This is a genomic window from Marivirga harenae (assembly GCF_030534335.1).
GTDB lineage: Bacteria > Bacteroidota > Bacteroidia > Cytophagales > Cyclobacteriaceae > Marivirga > Marivirga harenae.
In genome coordinates this window covers 3,310,119-3,333,016 of sequence record NZ_CP130565.1, presented here as the reverse complement: position 1 = coordinate 3,333,016, position 22,898 = coordinate 3,310,119, and the positions used below count along the sequence as shown (strand labels likewise).

Below are 22,898 nucleotides of genomic sequence, written 5' to 3'. Positions count from 1 at the left end.
ACTAAATAAGCCAAAAATCAGAAATTCCTCAAACAATATTTTCTATATTGAATTTTTGGAGATTAATCGCTATCAAGGTTCACCCCTATGAATTTTTATAAGCAATAAACCACTCCACAAACTCCCCTATTCCTCTTTCCAATGACGTATCCGGTTGATAATTAAAATCATTAATAAGATCCTGCACATCTGCATAGGTTTTTTTTACATCCCCAGCTTGCATGGGCAGAAATTCTTTTTCCGCTGTTTTACCCATGGCTTTCTCTAATGCTTCTATATAGTCTAAAAGTTTAACCGGTTGGTTGTTGCCAATATTGTAGAGACGATAAGGTGCATTAGAACTACCAGCATCGGGTATATTAGTATCAAATGCTGCATTGCCAGTTGCGGGTTGATCTAAAGCTGCCATTACACCATTTACAATATCCCCTACATAAGTAAAATCCCTTTCCATTTCCCCATGATTAAACACCTTGATTTTTTCTCCGTTTCTGATAGCTTCAGCAAAAAGGAAAAGTGCCATATCGGGTCTGCCCCAACTGCCGTAAACCGTGAAAAAGCGTATGCCTGTAGTGGCAATATTAAACAAATGGCTGTAAGTATGGGCCATCATCTCATTGCTCTTTTTGGTGGCGGCATATAGTGATAAGGGGTGGTCAGTATGGTGGTGCACTGAAAAGGGCATTTGTGTATTACTGCCGTAAACTGAGCTGGAAGAGGCGTAAACTAAATGTTTTACAGGATAATGTCTGCAAGCTTCTAATATATTTAAAAAGCCTTGAATATTGGCGTCTATATAAGCTTGCGGATTTTGTACCGAATAGCGTACGCCTGCTTGTGCTGCCAGGTTAATGACATGGTCAAATTGTTCTTCTTCAAATAATTGGTAAAGGTAATCTCTGTCGCATAGATCGGCTTTTACAAATCGGAAATTCGGGTACTGCTGGCTAAGGACTAATTGATGGTCTTTGACCAGTTCTCTTTTGATCCCGAGTTCGTTGAGGCGGCCGTATTTGAGGTTTACATCATAGTAATCGTTGATGTTGTCGTAGCCGATAACGGTATCGCCACGCTCAAGGAGGGCTTTGGTTAAATGGAAGCCAATGAACCCCGCTGAACCTGTTACTAATATTTTTTTCAAATTTCTAAGATTATATTTTTACAGTCTAAAACTGAGATTAAATCAGCTAAAGCTGATTAATTCTATACCACAAAAGTGACAAAAGAAAACAAAAGGACAGCCAAAGGCTGTTAGCAAATCTCACGCAAAGCTGGGGAGGCGCAAAGTTTACGCAGCGAAACACTATCATCATTTTCTGTGTAGCTAGTTAAAAACTCGATAATTTACGAATCCTCGTTACAAACGAGGACTAGCTGAGCTGACAAATTCTTAATTCGATAATTCCCAATTCGTAATTATCTAATTTTCCCAAAGCAATAAACCCGCCTCAGCAGTCGGTACTTGTCCCACAAACTCTTCCGGGTCCATAAACAAAAAGCGAATTTTACGTTCTACTTTTCTTTCAGCAATAGATGTCATATTAGCAATATATTCATGGTTGAACTGCTTTCCAACTAAAAGGAAATCAATAATTCCGCTATCCACTCCTTTGGCGTATTCGCCTATCAAATATACTTTTTGAAGCTGGCCAACTTTGCCTATGATTTGCTCGATGACACGGTCGATGCCAATATATTTTTTGATAATGTTGTGAATATCTTCAAAAAGCGGATGCTTCGTATTGGCTTGGTAAACCTTTTTATTGCCTTTCACATCTGCTTTCAACATTCCCGCTTCCTCAAATTTGTTAAGCTCCAGTCGGATGGCATTAGTGCTTTCTCCAAATTCCCCTTCCAAAGAACGCAAATAGCTCTTGGTCTGCGCATTCAGGAAGAATTTCAGCAGGAGTTTTATTCGGGTTTTTGAGGTGACTAGTGTTTCGAGCATTTATTTTAATAAGGGAAGCTAATTCTTAACGAGCAAATGGAATCGAACTCTTTTGTTGTGATGCTTGAAGTTGGAAGTGGGAAGTCTGCAGTGGTCTATTCGTCATTATTTACATTTACTGAACTGTATTAATCAGTAACGTATTGATTTTCTCAACTTTAATTACATATAGGAACCTGGCTCTAATTCTTAATTATATAATTATTAATTCGTAATTAGTTTCAGCTTCGCCCTTTCAGTCCCAGTTCGGGCTTAACACATTACTATTGCAGTATAAGCATATATTAAACTATCGATCAGACCGACACCCCTATAATCCCCTCAAGGGGATAGTGCTCACAGATTGGGTTTCGTAGAATACGATCGATATTAAACTCAAACTTAACAAAATTGAACTTTTCTTTGATAAGATAAAGTTTAAGTGAACACATAACGAGTAGAATAACTACTCAATTATAAATTTATGAGATTAATTTCTTATTTGCAATAGAGATGGTAAATAGTAGAAGAAAAGAACTAACTCCCTTTTTTTCTAATTATGAAAGCTAATATTAATTTAGAAGCAAGGCGTTTTGAGGTCAACGAAATAAATACAGGTGAAAGGCCGTAAATGATTTGTATCTTTATACACTCCCCCCACAAGCCAAGCAAAAAAATTTAATTCTTAATTCTTATTTAATTAACTTTCATGATAATAACCATGACCATCATTACGCTTGCCGTAGCCATAACCATAACCATAGCCGTAACCATAGCCGTAGCCATAACCATAACCAGGTCCAGCTTTCTTAATATCATTGAAGAGAATGCTAATATTTTTGATTTTTCCCTTACTATACAATTCATTAGCTGCCACCACTGCTTCTTTAGGCGTATAATCTTGCCTTACCATAAAGATGGTATGATCCGCAAATTTAGAAAGTACGAAAGCATCTGTTACTAAGGCTATAGGAGGAGAATCGATAATGATAAAGTCGTAGCTGTGAAAAGCTTTGTCAAGGTTTTCCTTCATCAATGGCTTCATCAATAACTCACTTGGATTCGGTGGAATAGGACCACCACTCAAAAGATCTAGATTTTCAATCTCTGTTTTTTGAACTACCTCCCTCAACTCTGCTTGACCAGATAGCAAATTACTTAAACCAAATTCATTATGAAGATTGAAATCATCATAGATTTTCGGCCTTCTCATATCAGCTCCTATCAGTAGTGTCGGTCGTCCCGAAAGGGCTAAAACGGTAGCAAGATTAATCGTAGTAAACGTTTTACCCTCTCCCGAAATCGAAGAAGTTACCAAGAATATTTTCTTTTCTTTTCCTTCTGTGTAGAAATTCAGATTAGAACGCAACGCTCGAAAAGACTCAGATACTGCCGACCTTGGCTTTCGGTAAACCACTAGATTATCTTCCAGTTTTTTATGGCCAATTCCGCCAATCACTTGAATGCCAGTTGCTCGTTCAATGTCCTCTTTTGACTGAATTTTATTATTGAAGAGTTCCAATACTATGAAGAAACCAATAGGAATGATTAATCCCACTATTAAGAAAATCAGATAATTTTGAGTGGTTTTAGGTGTAATCGGTCCTCCGGCCAATTTTGGTGGATTTACCATTCTAATATCACTGGTAGTAGAAGCTTGAGATATAGCTGCTTCTGCCCTCTTCTGCATTAAAAATGTAAACAAACCCTCTCGAAAGGAATAGTCTCTTTTAATATTTATAAAATCCTGCTGCAAATTGGGCAAAAGCCTTAATTGATCTTCTAAAATCTGTTGTTGCCGCTTTACCGACTTTTGCATAATCGCTCTAGTTTCCTCCAAGGTTTTTATACTGCTCAAGATATTCATCTTTAGGGCTCTAATTTGTTGCTTTTTGTCTTTTAAAACAGGATTCACGGCCTTATCCTTTTGTTGGAAGCGCTTAATTTCAATATCCAATTGCAACAGTTTACCTAGCATTTCTGCAATCACCTGATCTTCAATTCCCACACTTTGTGGCGTGACCACTTGATCCATTTTCTTATCGGCATCCTTTAAAAAGTTTCGGAGATAATTATAATACTGTTCCTGAACGGTGTATTGTACTGCGGCTTGTTCTATCTCTCTTAAATTCTCATAAATCCGTACTGCTTCACCATCCATATTGGTCACCACATTCTGCTTTTTAAATTCCATCAGCTTTTGCTCATAGAATTGCAATGTATCAGAAATCTCATTTAACTGCTCATCGATAAACTGTATCGTCTGGTTGGCTGTTTGATTTTTTCGATCAATGTCCAGCTTCTGATATTTTTTGATAAAAGTACTGAGAAAATCAATTTCCTTTCGCGGTTCGGCACCATTTAAACTCAAGTTCAAAACCGAAGAACCCTGTTCCGCCCACTTTGCACTTAGTTTAGACTGGTATTGCCCAGTAATACTTTCAGGATCATTGAATCTTAGTACATAGTATTTATTTAGATCACTTTCAGCAATTACTCCTTCATTTCGCAAGATCACTTTATGGCCATTAATGGGCACTAGATCACCAAATTGAAAAATATTTTCACCTTTTTGAGTCTCCCCTTCCTCTGTAAGGGTTAAATTAGAAAGCTTAAATTGCTTTTGGTTTATGAAAGTAAGACCCGCTGATTTTCCATATGGTAATTCGCTTCCTGTTTCAGCTTCAATTTGAATAGGAAAATTTGGGTTATAGTACTCTGAGCTTTTAATTTCTCCCTCTCTGTAAAAGGCCACTTGAAAATTTAATTCTTCCACAGCAGAGCGAATAAGTGGAAAAGATTTAATCACATACATTTCGTTATAGAAGTTTCTATAAGGATCTGAAATGGCATTATTATACAAAAATTTTGCCCCTACCTCTTCTTGATTTTCCTTAATCATGATAGAAGCATTAACGGGATAGATTCTAGTAGTATAACGATTGATAATATAAGCTGCAGCTAGGGATATGAGCGAGGTAATTACTATTACATACCAAAATTTAATGACCTTATATAATACGCGCTTAAAATCAATTAATTGATTACCATTAGTGGATGAGGTGCCCATGCTTGGGTCGGCAAAATCAGAACTATATGGGTTAAATTGATTATCCAATATCTTTTATCTTGTAGGGTTTAAACCAAAAAAACTTCCGATAAATAATATGGCTGAAACTGACGACAGCAAAAGACCCAAATTCTGACCATAGTAGCGCCTTATCGGTCTTTGTTTTAACGGTGGCACGATGATAATATCATTTTGGTAGACATAAAAGTCTTCAGATTCAATAAACTCTTCCTGGAGCAAATCAATGTAAAAAATCTCGGCTTGATCTCCCTTTTGTCGCACTACTTTGACTGTTCCTCTGTCGGCCAGCTCAGTCAGTCCACCTGCCATTCCGATGGCTTCCATAAATGTCACTCTGGTATTTTGCGTAGTTACAACACCCTCTCCATTTACTTCTCCCAAAATCGTGAATCTATAATTTAAAAGTCGAACTTTTACAACCGGATCTTCAACATATTGCGTTGCAATAGATTGCAAAGTATCTTGAACCTCAAAAATGGTCATTCCCTGCACCTTGATTTTTCCAACAACTGGAAAACCTATCTGCCCATGCGGATCTACCAATTCACCTCTCAGGCCAATCATGCCACCTCCTCCACCACCCATATTTCCACCACCCATTCCAAAGTCGCTGAAGATATCAAAGTCTTCTTCTGTGATGCTGTTGAACTGAACTGAAAGAATATCTTGTGGTTGGATTTTATAATCGTGATAGGTCAGTTCATATTCCCTTAAAACGGTATCTTTTGGTTGATTCTCGTGTAAATCATCTTTTTGTAGATATACTAATCGTTTATTTCCTACACAAGAGACAAAAAATATGGCAACTGTAACAAATAATATTAAATTTCTAATCAACATTTTTCTTTTTCAAATGACAAAACTAAGGAATTTTAATTAAGAAATAATAATTCAGGAATTAATAATGTCACTGCATTTCTTTTGATTTTAATGAAGCTCTAATATTTTAATCTTCTCATAAACGTTGTTTTATAGAGTTCTGGATGTGCTCAAAAAGCTTATCTAGTTGAGGACAAGACATTTCAATGACTCAAAATTTGCCTTTACAAGATATAAACTTCAAAAGTCTTGGCATATTCAAACTTCTTGTGGTTATTTTTGTGGTCTAAAGTTGAAAAGAGAAAGCGTACATATTGGAAACTCCACTAAAACGAATCAATAAATACTTAAGCGAAGCGGGATATTGCTCTAGACGTGAAGCAGACCGACTCATTGAAGAAGGCGCAGTAACCATCAATGGAAAAATACCTGAAATGGGGACTAAAGTGGCTCCAAGTGATGAGGTAAGGGTGAAAGGCAAATTGGTAACAGAACCAAAATCAGACTTCGTATACTTGGCATTCCACAAACCCAGGGGAATAGTTTGCACTACTGATACGCGAAGAGAGAAAGATAATATTATTAATTACATCAATTATCCGGAAAGAATATTTCCAATTGGGAGATTAGATAAGTATAGTGAAGGCCTTATTTTCTTGACCAATGATGGGGATATAGTCAATAAGATATTAAGAGCTAGAAATAATCACGAGAAAGAATATATCGTTCGACTCAACAAACCTATTAAAGGAGACTTTATTCAAAAAATGGCCAAGGGAGTTCCTATTTTGGATACTGTAACCAAAAAATGCCATGTTGAACAATTGGGCAAAGAGACGTTTAAAATAATTTTGACTCAGGGGCTAAACCGGCAAATTAGGCGGATGTGTGAATATTTTGACTATAAAGTAGCCAGTTTAAAGCGCATCAGAATAATGAACGTTACATTAGATATCGAAAAAGGAAAATGGCGATACCTCAGTGAGTCGGAACTAAAAGAAATTAATCAATTGGTGAGCAACTCTTCTAAAACCTATGATAATTAGACTGTTCATATTAGTCCTACTAATCAGCCTGAATTCACCAAGTCCTATTTTTTCGCAACAGAAAACCACTATTTATCTTTTTCCTGGTCAAGGTTCTGACGAGCGAATATTCGATAGTCTAAAATTTGCTGAGAAATTCGAAATTGTTCACATCGAATACCCTATTCCCATGAAGGGCTGTTCCATGAGGGAATTTGCCAGAGTAGTTTCCCATCAAATAGATACTACTCAAAAATATATTTTGATTGGAGTTTCATTGGGCGGTATGATTATCTCAGAAATGAATGAAAACTTAAATCCCGAACAATCGATTATTATTTCCTCAGCAAAATCCCGAAAAGAACTTCCCTTAAGATATCGCTTCCAACGGCTGATTCCCATTTATAAATTAGTACCACCAAAATTAATGTTGGGAGGTGCCAAATTTTTACAGCCCATTATAGAACCAGACAGAAACACTAACAAAGTTACCTTCAAAAATATGCTGTCTGCCAAAGATCCGGTTTATATGAAACGTACCGTCTCTATGATTATCAATTGGGACAGGGAGAAAGTACAGGAGGCATTAATTCACATCCACGGGACTAAAGACCATACAATACCTATCCGAAATGTAAAAGCAGATCATATTATTGAGAATGGTTCACATATGATGACTTTAACGCAGCACGCATCTATCCAAAAGATTTTATCTAGTTATTTGGGGCAGTAAATACTCGGAAAGTCCTACATTATGCCGCCCCTTCAGGGCTTTGGGAAAGGCTACTACCTTTCACACAGGGCTTCACCCCGTGTTAGAGAAATACGTCCTTTCAGGACTAAATATCCCTAGTGGCCCGATTATCATCTTGATCAACCCTAGAGTCCCGAAGGGACGAAATATCTTAATGTGGGGTGAAGCCCCATGGTAGAATAATAGCTCAACTTAGCCCCGAAGGGGTGAAATATGATGGGAAAGGATACTTAGAATCTTTCAAGGGACGGATTATGCCGCCTTTCAGGGCTTTGGGAACAGCTACTACCTTTCATACAGGGCTTCACCCCATCTTAGAGAAATACGTCCTTTCAGGACTAAAAGTCCCGAAGGGACGACATATCTGAATATGGGGTGAAGCCCCATTCTAAAAGACCAAAACTAAACCTAGCCCTGAAGGGGCGAAATATACGGAGAAATGATAATTCTTCTGGCTTCTGTTAATGCCGCCCTTTCAGGGCTTTGGGAACAGCTACTACCTTTCACACAGGGCTGCACCCCGTGTTAGTGAAATTCGTCCTTTCAGGACTGAATATCCCTAATGACCCTATTTTCATCTTGATCAACCCTAGAGTCCCGAAGGGACGAAATATCTGAATATGGGGTGAAGCCCCATTCTAAAAGACCACAACTAAACCTAGCCCTGAAGGGGCGAAATATATGGAGAAATGATAACTCTTCTGGGATCTGTTAATGATACCGTTTCAGGGCTTCACATCTTCTTCATCAAGCTTCAAGGACAAATAAAAATAATGCTCAGGGGACAACCTATTATCAAGGTGGGTAAAGTCCTTGGCCTCAAAATCCAATATTCCATACAGGGTAATGGGACAAAATCAAAAAGATTCAAAAAATAATAATACTCAATCGCCATCATTTGCTAAATAAATATCAAATCAATTACTTTGGGTTTGAAAATGATTTGATATTGTAATCGGACAAAGAAAAGTCCCGAAGGGACTATATATCTTAATATGGGGTGTAACCCCATGCTAAAAAAAGCCAAAACTCAACCCAGCCCTGAAGGGGCGAAATATATGAACCATGGGACAAGCACTTGTACAAAATTATCTTCACATAATATTCAGTACCAAAAATAGACAACCACTTATTACTAAAAGTATAGAGCCAGAATTATATGGCTATTTAGGAGAGATTTGCAATAGATTAGGATGTCAAGTCATTAAAGTAGGCGGATATACAGACCACATTCACCTACTTTGCAGACTATCTAAAAATATCACTTTGACTAAACTCATGCAGGAAATAAAGTCTCACTCTTCTAAATGGATCAAAACTAAAGGAGAAGAATTTGAAGATTTCTATTGGCAAAATGGATATGGCGCCTTTTCTGTAAATTGTTCTCAACTGAATCCAGTGATTGAATATATTGCTGGACAACACAAACATCATCGGAAGAAAACATTTCAAGAAGAATACATAGCGTTTTTAAAGAAGTATGATGTTGATTATGATGAACGCTACGTCTGGGACTGATCATGCCGCCCTTTCAGGGCTTTGGGAAAGGCTACTACTGATCACACAGGGCTTCACCCCGTCTTAGAGAAATACGTCCTTTCAGGACTAAAAGTCCCGAAAGGACGAAATATCTGAATATGGGGTGAAGCCCCACCCTTAAAAATCAAAACTCAACTTAGCCCTGAAGGGGTGAAATATGCCAAATACTGTTAGTTGAAACCGAAACAGAGGATCTACCTAGAAATGCTTTAATCTAGCTTGCTCCTATTACAAATTATATTCATCTAATTTGAATCGATAATTGCTCGGCACTCCGATAAAAATGACCTATTTTTGGATTCAAACAAAAATGTACTTCATCCATGAAATACCTAATAGCAGGTTTGGGCAATATTGGCCCTGAATATGAAATCACTCGTCATAACATCGGTTTTTTAACTTTAGACAGATTGGCCGACCAGCAAAAAGTGGAGTTTGAAACCCTGAAATTGGCTATGAAAAGTGAATTTAAATATAAAGGAAGGCAAATCCACCTCATTAAGCCGACAACTTATATGAATCTCTCAGGCAAAGCCATCAACTATTGGATGCAGGAACTAAAAATCCCTAAAGAAAACTTATTAGTCATAACAGATGATATCGCCCTGCCTTTTGGAAAGTTGAGATTGAGAGCAAAAGGCTCAGCAGCTGGTCATAATGGTCTGAAAAATATTGAGGATTTAACAGGCGGACAGAATTATGCTCGATTAAAGTTCGGCATTGGAGACAACTTTCACAAAGGCCAGCAAGTGGATTATGTTTTAAGTCCTTTCAGTCAGCAGGAGTTTGATGAATTACCCTTCATGATGGACAAGGTCTGTGATATGGTTTTAGGCTTTTCTACCATTGGAGTCAATAGAACCATGAGCGAGTTTAATGATTGATTCTTTCTATAAAATAAAGCGCTTATATTTTCCAAAAACAAGTGCCTTTATGTCTGTGGCAATAATAAAGTTCTAATTTAGAAAACGTCCATACAAAGGAGGACGAATAGTGGTACTTTTTAGACAATACTTTCCCTAAAATTCATATGTAAAAAGCTAGTATTTAGCATAAGAATACATGTAAAATAATGTAGATTAGCCGATCAAAAACCAAAACTCATACATATGAACTATTACAGTAAGCGAATATTAGCTTTAGCAACTCACTTGGTACTGGCCAACGCAGCACTATCACAAGTATTCGATAAGACCTTCAAGCCAGAAATTCTTGGGAATTCTTTAGTCAAAGAAATCTTGCCAATAACTGAAGAAAGAAATATCATCATTGGTGACTTTTTTTATTTAAATGGAGAGAAAACAGCCAATCTTGCCGTAATAAACCCCGATGGAAGCACAGATCTTAATTTTAATATAAATGAAGCGGAGTTACCATACGGACAGTTTTTAACTGCGCTTTATGATGCTGAAATAAATAAAATATACGGAGGTGGTTATTTTGAGAATGGAATAGGGCTTTTTCGATTCAATATGGATGGCAGCATTGATGATACTTTCAAGGCACCAAATAATTGTAATAATGTACATCACATAAGAAAGCAGTCTGATGGACAGCTAATAGTATTTGCTGCAGACTTTCCAAAAGCAATTCAACGATTAACTTCGACAGGAGAAGTTGATAATAGTTTTCAGTTTTCTAGCGGTCCTATTAGTTACTCCACAGAATCAATAACTTTTGAAATATTGGAAAATGACAAAATATTTTTGGGAGGAGAATTCGAAGATGTCAATGGCGAATCAAACAATACCCTCGTACTATTAAAAGAGGACGGTACAATTGATGACAGTTTTGACATTGGCGACATTATTCAATCACAGGGAGGACCTACTATGGTTACAAACATTACTCCTTTGACAGATGGTCGTTTCTTTATTTCCGGAAGTTTTTCTAGCATTCAAGGAAATGATGCCAATAATTATGCAATAATTGACCAAGTTGGCAAATTAGACCCTTCTTTCACACTTTTGGGACAAGCAGGAGGGACTTTTACTGGAAACGTATCTTCTACACAGACAAATGACAATCATTTTATTTTGCATGGCCGAACAAGTTTTTCCAATTCGCTGATAACTAAAATAGATATTGATGGGAATTTTGTCTCAGATTTCAATAAAATCAATCTATCGATTTCGACTCCCGAGGGATACTTTTTTGATTATAATTCGATACTAACAAATGAGAAGCACTTCTACACCTCTGGTCAGTTTAGCGCCTCAGGCAACTTGAATCTTGAAAGGATACTGAAAGCAGACTTTAATGGCAATATAATAGAAGATTACACCCCTCAATCTGGTTATACGGCAAGCATTAATGACGCCCTAGTATTGGAAAATGGAAAAGCTTTAATCATAGGAGAATTTACAAAAATTGGCAACGCAGAAACATCTAATATTGCATTATTAAACCTTGATGGAAGTGCTGATACAGAATTTCTTAATGCTGTTGGAAATGGTATTAATGGCACCCCTAGAAGTTTGACAAAATTAAGTGATGGTAGTATAATAATTACCGGTTTAATGGATTCCTATAACAGCAAGCCAGTAAATAATATCATGAAAATTAGCACATCAGGAGTATTAGATGAATCCTTTACAGCAAGTATACAAGCAATTTCACAAGGTATTGTGGGTAAGGACGTTCTAGAACTTGCAGATGGCAAAATATTGGTCACGGGGCACTTCAATTCTGTAAATGGAGAAGAAAGACATTCTATTGCTGTACTTAATCAAGATGGTAGTCTTGATTTAAGTTTTGATGCCAACAACTTATTGGAAACTAACTCAACTATCAATGCAATAGCAATAAAGGATAACCAAACAATAGTAATTGCAGGAGAAAAAGAACTTAATAGTGAATCCTTTATGATGGAAATAGATAATAACGGAGATTTGATCTTTGATTATAATTCCACTAATGACTTATCGAAATATAAAGTGAATTCAATAGTTGTTCTATCAAACAATACTATTATTGCTTCTGCTGATGATAAAGAAACATTTAATGATTGGCCTCTATTACAGTTTAACACAGATGGAATACTTGTGGATCATAGCAGCATCAACGCTTCTTCCAATTCCTTCAATACTATGGTGGCGCTAAATGACTCAACCCTGTACGTGGGCGGCCAGTTTTCGTCAATTAATGGATTTCCTGTAGATGGATTTGCTAAAATAGGATTAGATGGACAGGTTTATACTGATTTTGATTATGATTTGATTACGCAAGGGAATTATGCTGGTTCAGCTATAAACAAAATATTATACTACAACGAAAACCAATTCTTGATTGGTGGTGCGTTTTTAGGAAATGATGATTATCCTCTATTTAATATAGGATTATTAAATGTTGCAGCCCCACTTGCTCCAACTAACATCAATGTCAGTTTTGATTTTAACAACGGAAACAACATCACTTGGAACAGTAATGATAGCAGACATCCTCAATTTGAAGTTTATAGAAAATCAGCAGCCAATAGTTTTGTTGTGATTGACACTTTAGAAACTGAAACATTTAGTTTTATTGATAGTAGTATAGACCTAAAAACTGACTATGCCTATAAAATAAGAGCAATAAATTCAGGATTCTATTCTCCATTTACTGATGAAGTTTCAATTATTACGGACAGTATCCTGCCGATCAATTCCGCTGGTTTCAATTTCAATTTTCTAGCTGGAACGGAACTAAGTATGGCTGTTCCTGAAAAGGATTATAGAACAGATCATTATATCACCTTATATAAATCAGGCGATAACGATGATTTTTCAGAAATTCTTAGCTCCATTAATGTTGATTCAGTAAAATACACCGATCTTGAAGTAGAATTAGACAACCAATACCATTACAAGACTAAATCTACTGTTGGCATCTTCAGTTCAGAATCTCCTAACATTTTTGACTATAGGACGCCAGAATCCGCATTTCTTGAAATACCGAATGAGTTGGTTACTAATATTCAAAACGATCAAATAACGATCTCGTGGTCATACGAGCAAGCAGTACTCGGTTTTGAAATTTTGAAATTGACAGGAGCAGAAGGTGAATTTACCGTTGCCGACACAGTGGAAACCAGCACTTTTATTGATCAAGACATTGAACTTTTTCAATCCTATAATTACAAAGTAAAGGCTTTCAATAGATTTGAGTCTTCTGAATATGCTGAGTTAGAATCTGCTCTTATTACTGCCCAGAGCGAACAATTAAGTTCCAGGCTAAAAGCTTTCCCAGTTCCTGCAACAGATAAAATATCGATCATAATGGACGGCACTATAATTCAAAATATTCATTTAATTAATACTCAAGGAAAAATCGTGCTTAAACAAACAGCGGAAAAAGACAATATCAATTTGGATATCGAATCTCTAGAAAGGGGTATTTACTTCCTTAAAGTTATTTCCAATGGTGAATATGCCTTAAAGAGAATTGTAATTGAATAAAGTTAAAGTACAAGTCAAGGGTCATTTTTGAAGAATGACCATTGATTTTTACAATTGTAAATACGCTAGAATGATTTACATGAACTGAAAGTAGGATGCCACCAAAACCAATCAAATTTAGTAAAGTGTATCATCTAATTTCTCCATGTTGAAAAAACTGATAGTGGGTATAACTGATTCCAGTCTGACCTAAGGTACTCCTTAAGTATTCCATAGGGTCAACTGAATATAGACTCTTGGATTAAATTACCCCTGCCTCAACTCTAAAATTGTAATTTCAGGTGGTATCCCAATCCTTCCGGGATAACCAAGATAGCCATATCCCCTATTTACATATAAATTTTGATTGCCTTCTTGGTAAAGTCCTGCCCATTGTTTGTACACATATTGAGACGGACTCCACTTAAAGCCAGGGATTTCTATCCCAAATTGAAATCCATGGGTATGTCCGGCCAGCATTAAATCAATATCAGGATAGTCTTTTCTAATTTGTGCATCCCAATGACTTGGGTCATGGGAAAGCAATATTTTCGTGGGTATATCTTCAGTGCCCGCATAAGCTTTGCTGATATCACCATATTTAGCAAATCTTCCTGCTCCCCAGTTTTCCACTCCAAGTACTGACAAGGGCTCATTATCTACTTTCAAAATCCTGTTTTCATTGGTTAGTAAATCCCAACCCATAATACCATGAGCTTCTTTTAAGTCTGCAAGGTTTTTTGCTTTTGCTTTTTCGCTACTCCAGTTCTTATAGTCTCCATAATCATGATTCCCTAAAGTAGAATACACTCCTAGATCAGCTTTCAATTTCGAAAAAATTGGAATATATTTCTCGACTTCTTTAGCTTCATTATTGACCAGATCACCAGTAAAGAAGATAAGATCTGGCTTTTCCGCCAAAAGCATATCTACTCCTCCCTCTACAGCTATTCTATTCCAAAAACTACCACTGTGGATATCGGAAAGCTGTGCCACTTTAACTCCATGCCAAGCCTTAGGTAAATTGGGTATCACAATGGATTTTCTCCGAATTCGATAATCATGTGCTCCTGAAATAATACCGAAACTCATGGCCGCTAAGGGTAAGCTTCCAGCGACCAAGGCTGACTTCGCAAAAAATTCTGATCTACTGATTTTTTCACCTCCATCAAGACTGCTAGAATTATTTATTAGATCTGAAATCTTATAAAAACTCCATTGTCCGAATCTGATAATATCGCCAATGAACAAGACCAGTAACGCAATCGTTTTGGAAATGTAATTCATGAATACAATCACCAACATAAACTGTCTAGCAACTCTTGAAAACAAGTCAGGGTTGGTGAAGTGATACAGAAAAAAGCCCACCAAAGTAATAGCCGTAAATCCCCAATAGATCCCAAAAGCAATGTTCTTTCCAAGTGGGGCAAAATTTTGAACAGCAATCTTAACCGCCTGAAAGACATATAGGTCAATCAAAATGAAAACTACTGCTACCAGCGGTATGAGTATGATTTTGGACATGAGTTAAGTTGGATGAATGAGATTGGATGTAGGCTGGAAGGGTAAAAGATAATGGAGTGTTAACATCCATCATCCTTCACCCTGCATCCATCATCTACCTATCCCAAATTTAGCATTTAATTGATTTGCAATAAGATACATTACTGGTACAATAACTAACGTTAAGAAAGTTGCAAATGACAATCCAAATATAATTGTCCAACAAATCGGCTCCCAGAACATAACAGAATCTCCACCAAGGTAAAAGTCTGGATCGTAGCTTGTAAATAATTGAATGAAATCGAAATTGAAACCTATAGCCAAAGGAATTAAACCTATAATGGTCGTTATAGCAGTTAGCAATACGGGTCTCAAACGTGTTTTCCCTGCCAGCATTACTGCCTCTTTTACCATCTCATAAGTTAAACTTTCGCCTTCTTCAAGGTTTAATTTCTTATTGGATTTACTAATTTCAATGAAATCTATCAGTACTATGGCATTATTTACCACAATACCCGCCAGTGATATAATTCCAATCATGGTCATTACAATCACGAAATCCATTTGAAAAACTACAAGCCCCAAGAAAACCCCAATGGTACTGAAAACCACAGAACTCATGATGATAAATGGTGCTGTTAATCTATTAAATTGAGCAACAATGATCAAAAAGATTAAAAATACTGCCAATAATAATGCAATACTTAAAAATTCCAATTCCTCTGCTTGTTCCTCTTGCTCACCTGTGAATTTCACCTCATAACCAGCCGGAACCTCAAATTCTTTCATAGCGGCTTTTAATTGGTTATTTACATTTGTGGCATTATAACCATCCAATATATTGGAATAAACGGTTACTACCCTATCCAATTCTTTTCGATTGATTGAACCATAAGTACTGGTATAACTAACATCCGCCACAGCGCTGATTGGCACTTGATTCACTTTTCCGGAGGATTGATCTCTGTAAGTGATCTTTTTATTAATTAAGGCGTCAACATCATAACGATATTCATCTGTATAGCGCAATTGAATCTCGTAATCATCTTCACCTTCCTTGTATTTAGAAATCTCCTTTCCAAAAAGTCCAGTCCTGATTTCAGTGGCAATGGTGGCGGTACTCAAGCCAAATCTCCTTGCACTTTCCCGATCAATATTTACTGTCAATTCAGGCTTACCAACTTCCAAGTCATTCTTCAAGTCTTCAATTCCGCCAATACTTTGTTTATTGATAAATACAGTCAGATCTTCGGTAATTTGAATCAATTTATCATAATCCTCACCACTAATTTCAATATTTAATGGTTTACCCGTAGGTGGTCCTGCTTGATCTTTATCTACCGTGATGGAAACTCCCGCATACTTATCAGAAACCGCCTCTCGAATCTCATTCATAACTTTTGTAGTGGAAACTCCTTCTCTATATTTGAATTCCACAAAATTGACGGTTATCCTTCCCTTGTTGGGCGTATCGGATTGGCCCATAGCAGTCGGATCACTAGGATCACTAGCTCCTCTCCCCACATTAGCTACAACCGACTCTACTATATCAGAGTATGGAGTAATAACGTCTTTAACTTCATTCTCTATTTTCTTGGAAAACTCATTGGTATATTCAACATCTGTTCCTACCGGGAATTCTACAAAAACATTTACATACTTGGGCTCATTTTCCGGAAAAAACAAGACATTCGGAGTAAATGCACCTAGCAACATCACTGAGCCCACTAAAGCTACAACAGTCCCACCTAGAAAGAAGTAAGGATTCCATCCTTGCACTGCAAAGCCTAAAGTCCGAGAATACAACCTTTCTACAGCTGGCAACAATCCTCTTTGGAATTTTCGCGAAAGTGGGGTTAGAATGTATGTGTTTAAAAGGCCAAGTGCTCCAAATAAAATAGCTAGATTACCTATGGCATAAACTTTCAATAGGATAAATATTGCGCCTATGGCAAATGAAATACCAGCTATTCTCCAAATTCTTTTATAGTTGAGTTTTCCTCCTTCGTCCAATCGCATAAATGAGGCGATGAAGACCGGATTGATTACCAAAGCCACAAATAAAGAAGACCCTAAAGTGATTATTAACGTAATAGGTAAATATTTCATGAATTCACCGATTAGCCCCGGCCAAAATGCCAAGGGTAAAAAGGCAGCTAGCGTGGTAGCAGTGGATGAAATAATTGGCATAGCTACTTCCCCTACTCCTATTTTGGTGGCTTTGATCGGGGAATAGCCTTCCTCCATTAATCGATACACATTTTCCACGACCACAATACCATTGTCCACCAGCATTCCTAATGCCATAATCAGTGAAAAAAGTACAATCATGTTAATGGTAATACCCAGAGCTCCCAATATCATGAACGCCATAAACATCGACATTGGAATGGCGATACCAACAAAAAGCGCATTTCTAGTTCCTAAAAAGAATAAAAGCACTAAGACCACCAAGATAACACCAGAGATAATATTGTTTTCCAAACTACTAACCTGGTCTCTAGTTTGCTGTGATTGATCATTTGTTATCGTAACCACTAAGTCTTCAGGAAAAACCTCTGCTTTAGCGTTCTCCACCACTTCATAGATTTTATCTGTCAAAATCAAGAGGTTTTCACCACTTCTTTTTACAGCATCAACCATCACTACTGCTTCATTATTCAAGCGAGCATAACTCTGTTTCTCCTTGTAATCAAATTCAATAGTGGCTATATCTTTAAGGTAAACGATATTGGCATTTTCATTTTTAATAATCAAATTTTCCAAATCCTTGGGATCATTATATTCACCGGATATTGATACAGTTCTTCTAATCTTCCCTAATTTGATATTACCCCCAGACATGGTCATATTTTCCTGCTGCACTGCTGTTTCAATATCATTAAAACTGATTTTTCGTGCTTCCATTTCTAAAGGATCCACCATGATGCGAACTTCCTTGTCATCAACACCTCTAATTTCTGCTTTAGACATTTCAGGGAATTTCTCCATTTCTTCCTCTAAGTATTCAGCGTACGAATTCAAAGTTTCGACACTGTAATTACCAGAAAGATTTATATTCATAATAGGGAATTCCGCTACATTAAGCTCAAATACATTGGGGTCATCCTGCAAATCGGATGGAAGTTCAGACTTGGCTTGGTCTACTGCATCCTTTACCTCTTGAAGCGCTTCGTCCACATCGGTTTCGGTTGTAAATTCAATGATGATGGTAGAAAAATCCTGAACAGAAGTGGATTTTATATTGTCCACAGAGGAAATCGTATTGATTTCCTTTTCCAAAGGACGGGTAATCAATTTTTCCATATCCGCTGGAGAATTTCCAGGATGAGGTGTTCCAACGTAAATCGTAGGCTGCGAGATTTCCGGGAAGTTTTCTTTTGGTAAGTTGATATAAGAAAACACACCTAAAACCACTATCAATAAAGCCAATACATAAACTGTTGTTCTGTTATTGACCGATAAAGTCGTCAGCCCAAACTCCTTTTCTACTTTCTTTTTATTTTGATCACTCATAAATATCCTATTTCGAAATTATTGTGCTAAACGAACCGCTATTCCATTCACTGCCTCACGATATCCTTCAGAGATAATAACATCTCCAGATTTAATTCCTTTCAGGATTTCAGTATTGCCATTATAGGTTTTTCCTCTTTCGACCCTGACTTTTTCAGCTTTCTTCTGATTCTTTTCTGATTTCACCACATAAACGAAATTCCCAATATTGTCTTGTTGCACAACATCAGAAGGAACTACGATTGCACTCTCATTTTCGTAATCTACTAGGGTCAGACGAGCAAACTGATTAGGTTTCAGCTTGTCCACGAATTCATTAACTTTTACTTCCAACTGAAAAGTACGGTTATTGGGATTGATGACGTAACTTACTGCGCTTACAATTGTGGAAAATGACTTTTTAATGGAGGGCAAATAAACTTCTACAGAATCACCTTGATCAAAATCATTAATATAATCCTCTGAAACGGCTGCTTGCAAATACATTTCCTCTTGACTTACCATATTTAAAATAGGCATTCCTGGCTGCACCAATTCTCCAGTATTGACGCTAACATCATTAATTCTTCCATTGAATGGAGCTCTTATGAAGGCCATGTCTAATTGCGATTGAGCTGTGGCCAATTGCCGCTCCAATGTTTCCTTTCTATTTTTTGCTTCTAGATACTGAACTTCAGTTCCAATCTTTTCCTCCCACAGGTTCTTTTGTTTTTCAAAAATAGTGCCCGCTAAATCTAGAGCTGTTTTCAATTCCTTAATACTATTCTCTGTAGTAGGCGCATCCAATTTCACCAAAAGTTGGTTGCGTTTCACCATATCTCCAGGCGATACATTTACTTGGGTAACTCTTCCCATTGTTTCAGCTCCCATAGTAATATTTTTACGCGAGGCAACCTCTCCCTGAACCTGAATTTTATGTTTAAAATCCAGTGGTTTTACTGTTTCAGATTTAATTAAGACAGATTGATCAGTAACTTTAGCAAACTCAGGATCCAGTTCAGCAATTTGCTCTTTCAATTCAGCTGCTTCAATAGTTTGGGACTGAATGTCCTTTTCTATTTTCTCCAGTTTTGCTTTCAGCTTCTCTGATTCAGAACCCTCGTTGCAGGCTCCCATTAAAACAGCAAGTGCAAGTATTAAAATTGAATTTTTCATTATTATAGTTGGTCTCATTTTTTTCAAATCAATAAAGTATTCCTAATGCTTTTTCTAATTCTATTTTGGCAATTACAGCATCATATAAAGAGCCATAATAATTGGTTTCTGCCTCTTTTTTAGCAGTTTCAGCATCCAATAACTCTCGGCTGCTAGCCATTCCATTTTTGTATTTGGTTTCTACCTGTTTGTAAACCGAAAGTGCTAATTCCATATTTTGCTTTTGAACGTCCAGGCTTTCCTTAGCAGATTTTAGATCATTTTCAGCTTGTGTAATTTCCATATTAATAGAGCTTTGTAATTGCTCCTTTTGGATTTCAATTTGCTCTATTTGGATTCGGTTTTTCTCCATTTTGCTCGAGCGATTTAAGCCAGTAAACAAATCCCACTGAAAACTTAAACCAATAGCACCGAAACTTAACCATCTGTCGTTAAATTGAAATAGCTCTGAAGTCCGGTTTGTACCCGTGTTCCAGCCATAATTAGCATTTGCATATAATTTAGGCAATAAAGTGGCCTTATTGTTTCTAAGATCTAAATTGGCCAAATCCTGGTTAGTTTGTAAAACGGAATATTCAACTCTTTCCCTGTAGTCAAAATTTTCTGACTTGTTTAAGTATTCACCAACTTCCAAATTCAAAGTTGAAATATTCCCTGAGAGTTCAAGTGGTGAATTCAAAGCCATTCCCATTTGGAACTTAAGCATGTTCATGGAAACATTAAAATTTCTTTTTGCTTTGCTGTTTTCAGTCTGAATGTTATTGTAATTTACTGTAATCCTATCAACATCTATTTTTTCAGCAAAACCGTTTTCATATAAAGCTCTTGTTTCATTCAAAACCCTTTGCAGTTGCTCTTGGTTTGCATCTAACAATTCAAGACGCTCCTGAGAAATTAAAACCAAATAATAGGCTTTGGTAATAGCTTCCACGGTTTCCACTTCCGATTGATTAGATTCTTTTTGCCTTAATTCTCTTAAGGTTTTGGCGGCTTGTAATCCAACAAAATACGATCCGTCAAAAAGAAGTTGCGAAACTGAAAAATTGGCATTTCCATCGTAATCTACTCCAAAAGGTGCTGCCACTGAATTTTCAGGATCGCCTTGCGGATTCACAAAAGTTTCCGGAAGGAAAGCCTTTTGAACTTCATAATTATAATTCACCCCAGTCTGAAACTTGACTTGTGGCAATCCCATTGATCTGGTTTCCCCAACTTGAGTTTCTGCTATCGCCTCTTCCAATCTGGTGGTTTTTAGATTACGATTATTTTCTAATGCGTAATTCACACATTCCTCCAAACTCATTGGGTTGGCACTCTCCTCTTGGCCCAATAAACTCAATGGCATTAATAAAGCCATGGCACAAAAAAATCTGATTTTGTTAAGCATGCTGCTCTTCATTTAAATATTGATTATATTTCTCTTTTCCTTTTTCTGTTAAAATACCATGTAAAAAATGGTCAAATAGCTGTTCATGTATTTCCTTAAAATCAAATTTATCTCTTGGATAAATGTCATTATTAAAGGCCAATTGAACTTGCTCAATTCTTTGAATAATAAGGATTTCAGGGTTGATTTCCTGTCTAAAATATCCCGACTTGACGCCATCTTCTAGAATACCCATCATACGTTCTTTAATAAATGTATTTTTAAATTCCAAAAACCTTTTGTGAGCTTTCGGAAAATAACGTTGTAAATCATAAAGTACGGTAGGATTAATGGCCTCTACTTGTCCTTTCATACATTTTGAAATACGATACATCGCTTCAATGGAATTCTTGCTATTGTCCAAAACATTTTCAATTTCCTGACGGTGATCAGAAAAATGCTCATGAACCGACTTAAATACAATGCTGTTCTTATCACTAAAGAATTGATAGATTGTTTTTTTGCTTACACCAACCTTTCTGGCAATGTCGTCCATGGTGATGGATTTCAAGCCGAATTGCATAAATAAGCTTTTTGCGCCCTCTAATATGTTTTTCTCTGTACTCAAATGATTATATTGCGATTTAAACTTGAGAAACTATAATTGGTTTAAAAGTTTCCTGCGTTTCCAACGGGCATATGTAGCATTTGTTTACATAATTTTATAATTATTGAAAAATATATATAAATTATTGAATAATAGATACTTATAAAAGTAATGGATTTCACGCCATACTAAATTTTAATACTGTTTAATAATTTGAATTATTACAATTATTTTTTATAAATGAAGAATAGCCATATAAAATTTGGTAAAAATACTTTATATTATTCTGTAGCTGGAAATGGCAAAACTCCACTCTTAGCCTTTCATGGCTTTGGACAGTCTAAGGAGATTTACTTACCCTTTTCTGATTTCTTGGGAGAAAAATATACTGTATATGCTTTTGATATATTCTATCATGGTAATAGTGAGTGGAAAGACCGAAATCAAGCTTTAGAAAAGCAGGATTGGGAATCAATTTTAAAATCTTTTTTGGAAAAGCATCAGATCGAGAATTTTGCAGTTGTGGGCTACAGCATGGGCGGGAAATTTGCATTGGCGAGCTTGGAGCTATTTCCCAGAAAAATTAAAGAGTTTATTTTAATAGCACCTGATGGTATTAAAACTTCATTTTGGTACAGTCTGGCTACTTACCCTAATTCTTTTAGAAGATTCTTCCGGGCAATGATTGTGAAGCCTAAATACTTTTATCAAATATTAACTTTCACCAAAAGCTTAGGTATAGTGGATAAAAGCCTATTGAAATTCGCCAATACTCAAATGAACACTAGAGAGAAACGTAGAAGAGTTTATTTGACTTGGGTTGTGTTCAGACATCTTAAATTTGACTTAAAATTAATTGCCTTCCTCATCAATCAGAATAAAATTCCTATGATGATGTTCACGGGAAAATACGATAAAATCATTAAAGCAGACAATATGATGGATTTATTAAAGCATGTTAAAGAATACGAGCATGTTATTTTGGAGGCGGGACATAATACCTTGATAGCTGATACAGCAAAGCATTTGGCCCAGCCCCTTAATCCCCAAAGAGGAAATTTGAGGAACTTTATTCTGTGGCGAGAAAGTATGTATCAAATTAGTAATATTAATTTTCATCAAAGCATTAACAAACTTGCCAACTTGAAAACATGTCAACTTATTTAAGCATTCTCTATTCA

Annotated in this window: 15 protein-coding genes; 6 read left to right on the top strand and 9 right to left on the bottom strand. The window is 36.4% G+C overall.

Annotated features, from left to right (window positions below):
• Positions 1–85: 85 nt before the first annotated feature.
• The 4 genes from Q3Y49_RS14195 to Q3Y49_RS14180 all read right to left on the bottom strand — a co-directional run bounded on the left by Q3Y49_RS14195 (position 86) and on the right by Q3Y49_RS14180 (position 5,858).
• The gene (locus Q3Y49_RS14195) at positions 86–1,141 is read right to left on the bottom strand and encodes an NAD-dependent epimerase (RefSeq protein WP_303269044.1); all 1,056 of its coding nucleotides are present in this window, start codon (positions 1,139–1,141) and stop codon (positions 86–88) included.
• 279 nt (positions 1,142–1,420) lie between these two features.
• Positions 1,421–1,948 carry an ArsR family transcriptional regulator gene (locus Q3Y49_RS14190; RefSeq protein WP_303269043.1) on the bottom strand — a complete coding sequence of 176 codons (528 nt, stop codon included), beginning with the start codon at positions 1,946–1,948 and terminating at the stop codon, positions 1,421–1,423.
• Positions 1,949–2,627: 679 nt separating this feature from the next.
• Entirely contained in the window at positions 2,628–5,045 is a 2,418-nt protein-coding gene (locus Q3Y49_RS14185; RefSeq protein ID WP_303269041.1) for a GumC family protein, read from the bottom strand.
• Positions 5,046–5,051: 6 nt separating this feature from the next.
• Positions 5,052–5,858, bottom strand: a complete 807-nt coding sequence (locus tag Q3Y49_RS14180) for a polysaccharide biosynthesis/export family protein (RefSeq protein ID WP_303269040.1) — start codon at positions 5,856–5,858, stop codon at positions 5,052–5,054.
• A gap of 293 nt (positions 5,859–6,151) precedes the next feature.
• Between Q3Y49_RS14180 and rluF the strand changes: the two genes are divergently transcribed.
• From rluF to Q3Y49_RS14155, 5 genes are all read left to right on the top strand, one after another.
• On the top strand, positions 6,152–6,883 hold the full coding sequence (gene rluF / locus Q3Y49_RS14175) for a 23S rRNA pseudouridine(2604) synthase RluF (RefSeq protein ID WP_303269039.1): 732 nt from the start codon (positions 6,152–6,154) through the stop codon (positions 6,881–6,883).
• The gene (locus Q3Y49_RS14170) at positions 6,873–7,595 is read left to right on the top strand and encodes an alpha/beta fold hydrolase (protein ID WP_303269038.1); all 723 of its coding nucleotides are present in this window, start codon (positions 6,873–6,875) and stop codon (positions 7,593–7,595) included. The genes rluF and Q3Y49_RS14170 overlap by 11 nt, the downstream gene beginning before the upstream one ends.
• Positions 7,596–8,681: 1,086 nt before the next feature.
• Positions 8,682–9,134: an IS200/IS605 family transposase gene (gene tnpA / locus Q3Y49_RS14165; RefSeq protein WP_303269037.1), complete on the top strand. Its 453-nt coding sequence runs from the start codon at positions 8,682–8,684 to the stop codon at positions 9,132–9,134.
• Positions 9,135–9,478: 344 nt separating this feature from the next.
• The gene (gene pth / locus Q3Y49_RS14160) at positions 9,479–10,039 is read left to right on the top strand and encodes an aminoacyl-tRNA hydrolase (RefSeq protein WP_303269036.1); all 561 of its coding nucleotides are present in this window, start codon (positions 9,479–9,481) and stop codon (positions 10,037–10,039) included.
• Between the two features lie 225 nt (positions 10,040–10,264).
• A complete protein-coding gene (locus tag Q3Y49_RS14155) occupies positions 10,265–13,591 on the top strand; it encodes a T9SS type A sorting domain-containing protein (RefSeq protein ID WP_303269035.1) in 3,327 nt (1,108 codons plus the stop codon).
• Positions 13,592–13,837: 246 nt separating this feature from the next.
• On the opposite strand, the gene Q3Y49_RS14150 is transcribed toward Q3Y49_RS14155, so the two are convergent.
• The 5 genes from Q3Y49_RS14150 to Q3Y49_RS14130 all read right to left on the bottom strand — a co-directional run bounded on the left by Q3Y49_RS14150 (position 13,838) and on the right by Q3Y49_RS14130 (position 21,738).
• Entirely contained in the window at positions 13,838–15,094 is a 1,257-nt protein-coding gene (locus Q3Y49_RS14150; protein ID WP_303269033.1) for a metallophosphoesterase, read from the bottom strand.
• Positions 15,095–15,184: 90 nt separating this feature from the next.
• The gene (locus Q3Y49_RS14145) at positions 15,185–18,589 is read right to left on the bottom strand and encodes an efflux RND transporter permease subunit (RefSeq protein WP_303269032.1); all 3,405 of its coding nucleotides are present in this window, start codon (positions 18,587–18,589) and stop codon (positions 15,185–15,187) included.
• 18 nt (positions 18,590–18,607) lie between these two features.
• Positions 18,608–19,744, bottom strand: a complete 1,137-nt coding sequence (locus Q3Y49_RS14140; protein WP_303269031.1) for an efflux RND transporter periplasmic adaptor subunit — start codon at positions 19,742–19,744, stop codon at positions 18,608–18,610.
• Between the two features lie 28 nt (positions 19,745–19,772).
• Complete coding sequence (locus Q3Y49_RS14135) at positions 19,773–21,131, bottom strand: TolC family protein (protein WP_303269030.1); 1,359 nt, start codon at positions 21,129–21,131, stop codon at positions 19,773–19,775.
• Positions 21,124–21,738: a TetR/AcrR family transcriptional regulator gene (locus Q3Y49_RS14130; RefSeq protein WP_303269029.1), complete on the bottom strand. Its 615-nt coding sequence runs from the start codon at positions 21,736–21,738 to the stop codon at positions 21,124–21,126. The genes Q3Y49_RS14135 and Q3Y49_RS14130 overlap by 8 nt, the downstream gene beginning before the upstream one ends.
• 219 nt (positions 21,739–21,957) lie before the next feature.
• Between Q3Y49_RS14130 and Q3Y49_RS14125 the strand changes: the two genes are divergently transcribed.
• The gene (locus Q3Y49_RS14125) at positions 21,958–22,884 is read left to right on the top strand and encodes an alpha/beta fold hydrolase (protein WP_303269028.1); all 927 of its coding nucleotides are present in this window, start codon (positions 21,958–21,960) and stop codon (positions 22,882–22,884) included.
• Positions 22,885–22,898: the final 14 nt, after the last annotated feature.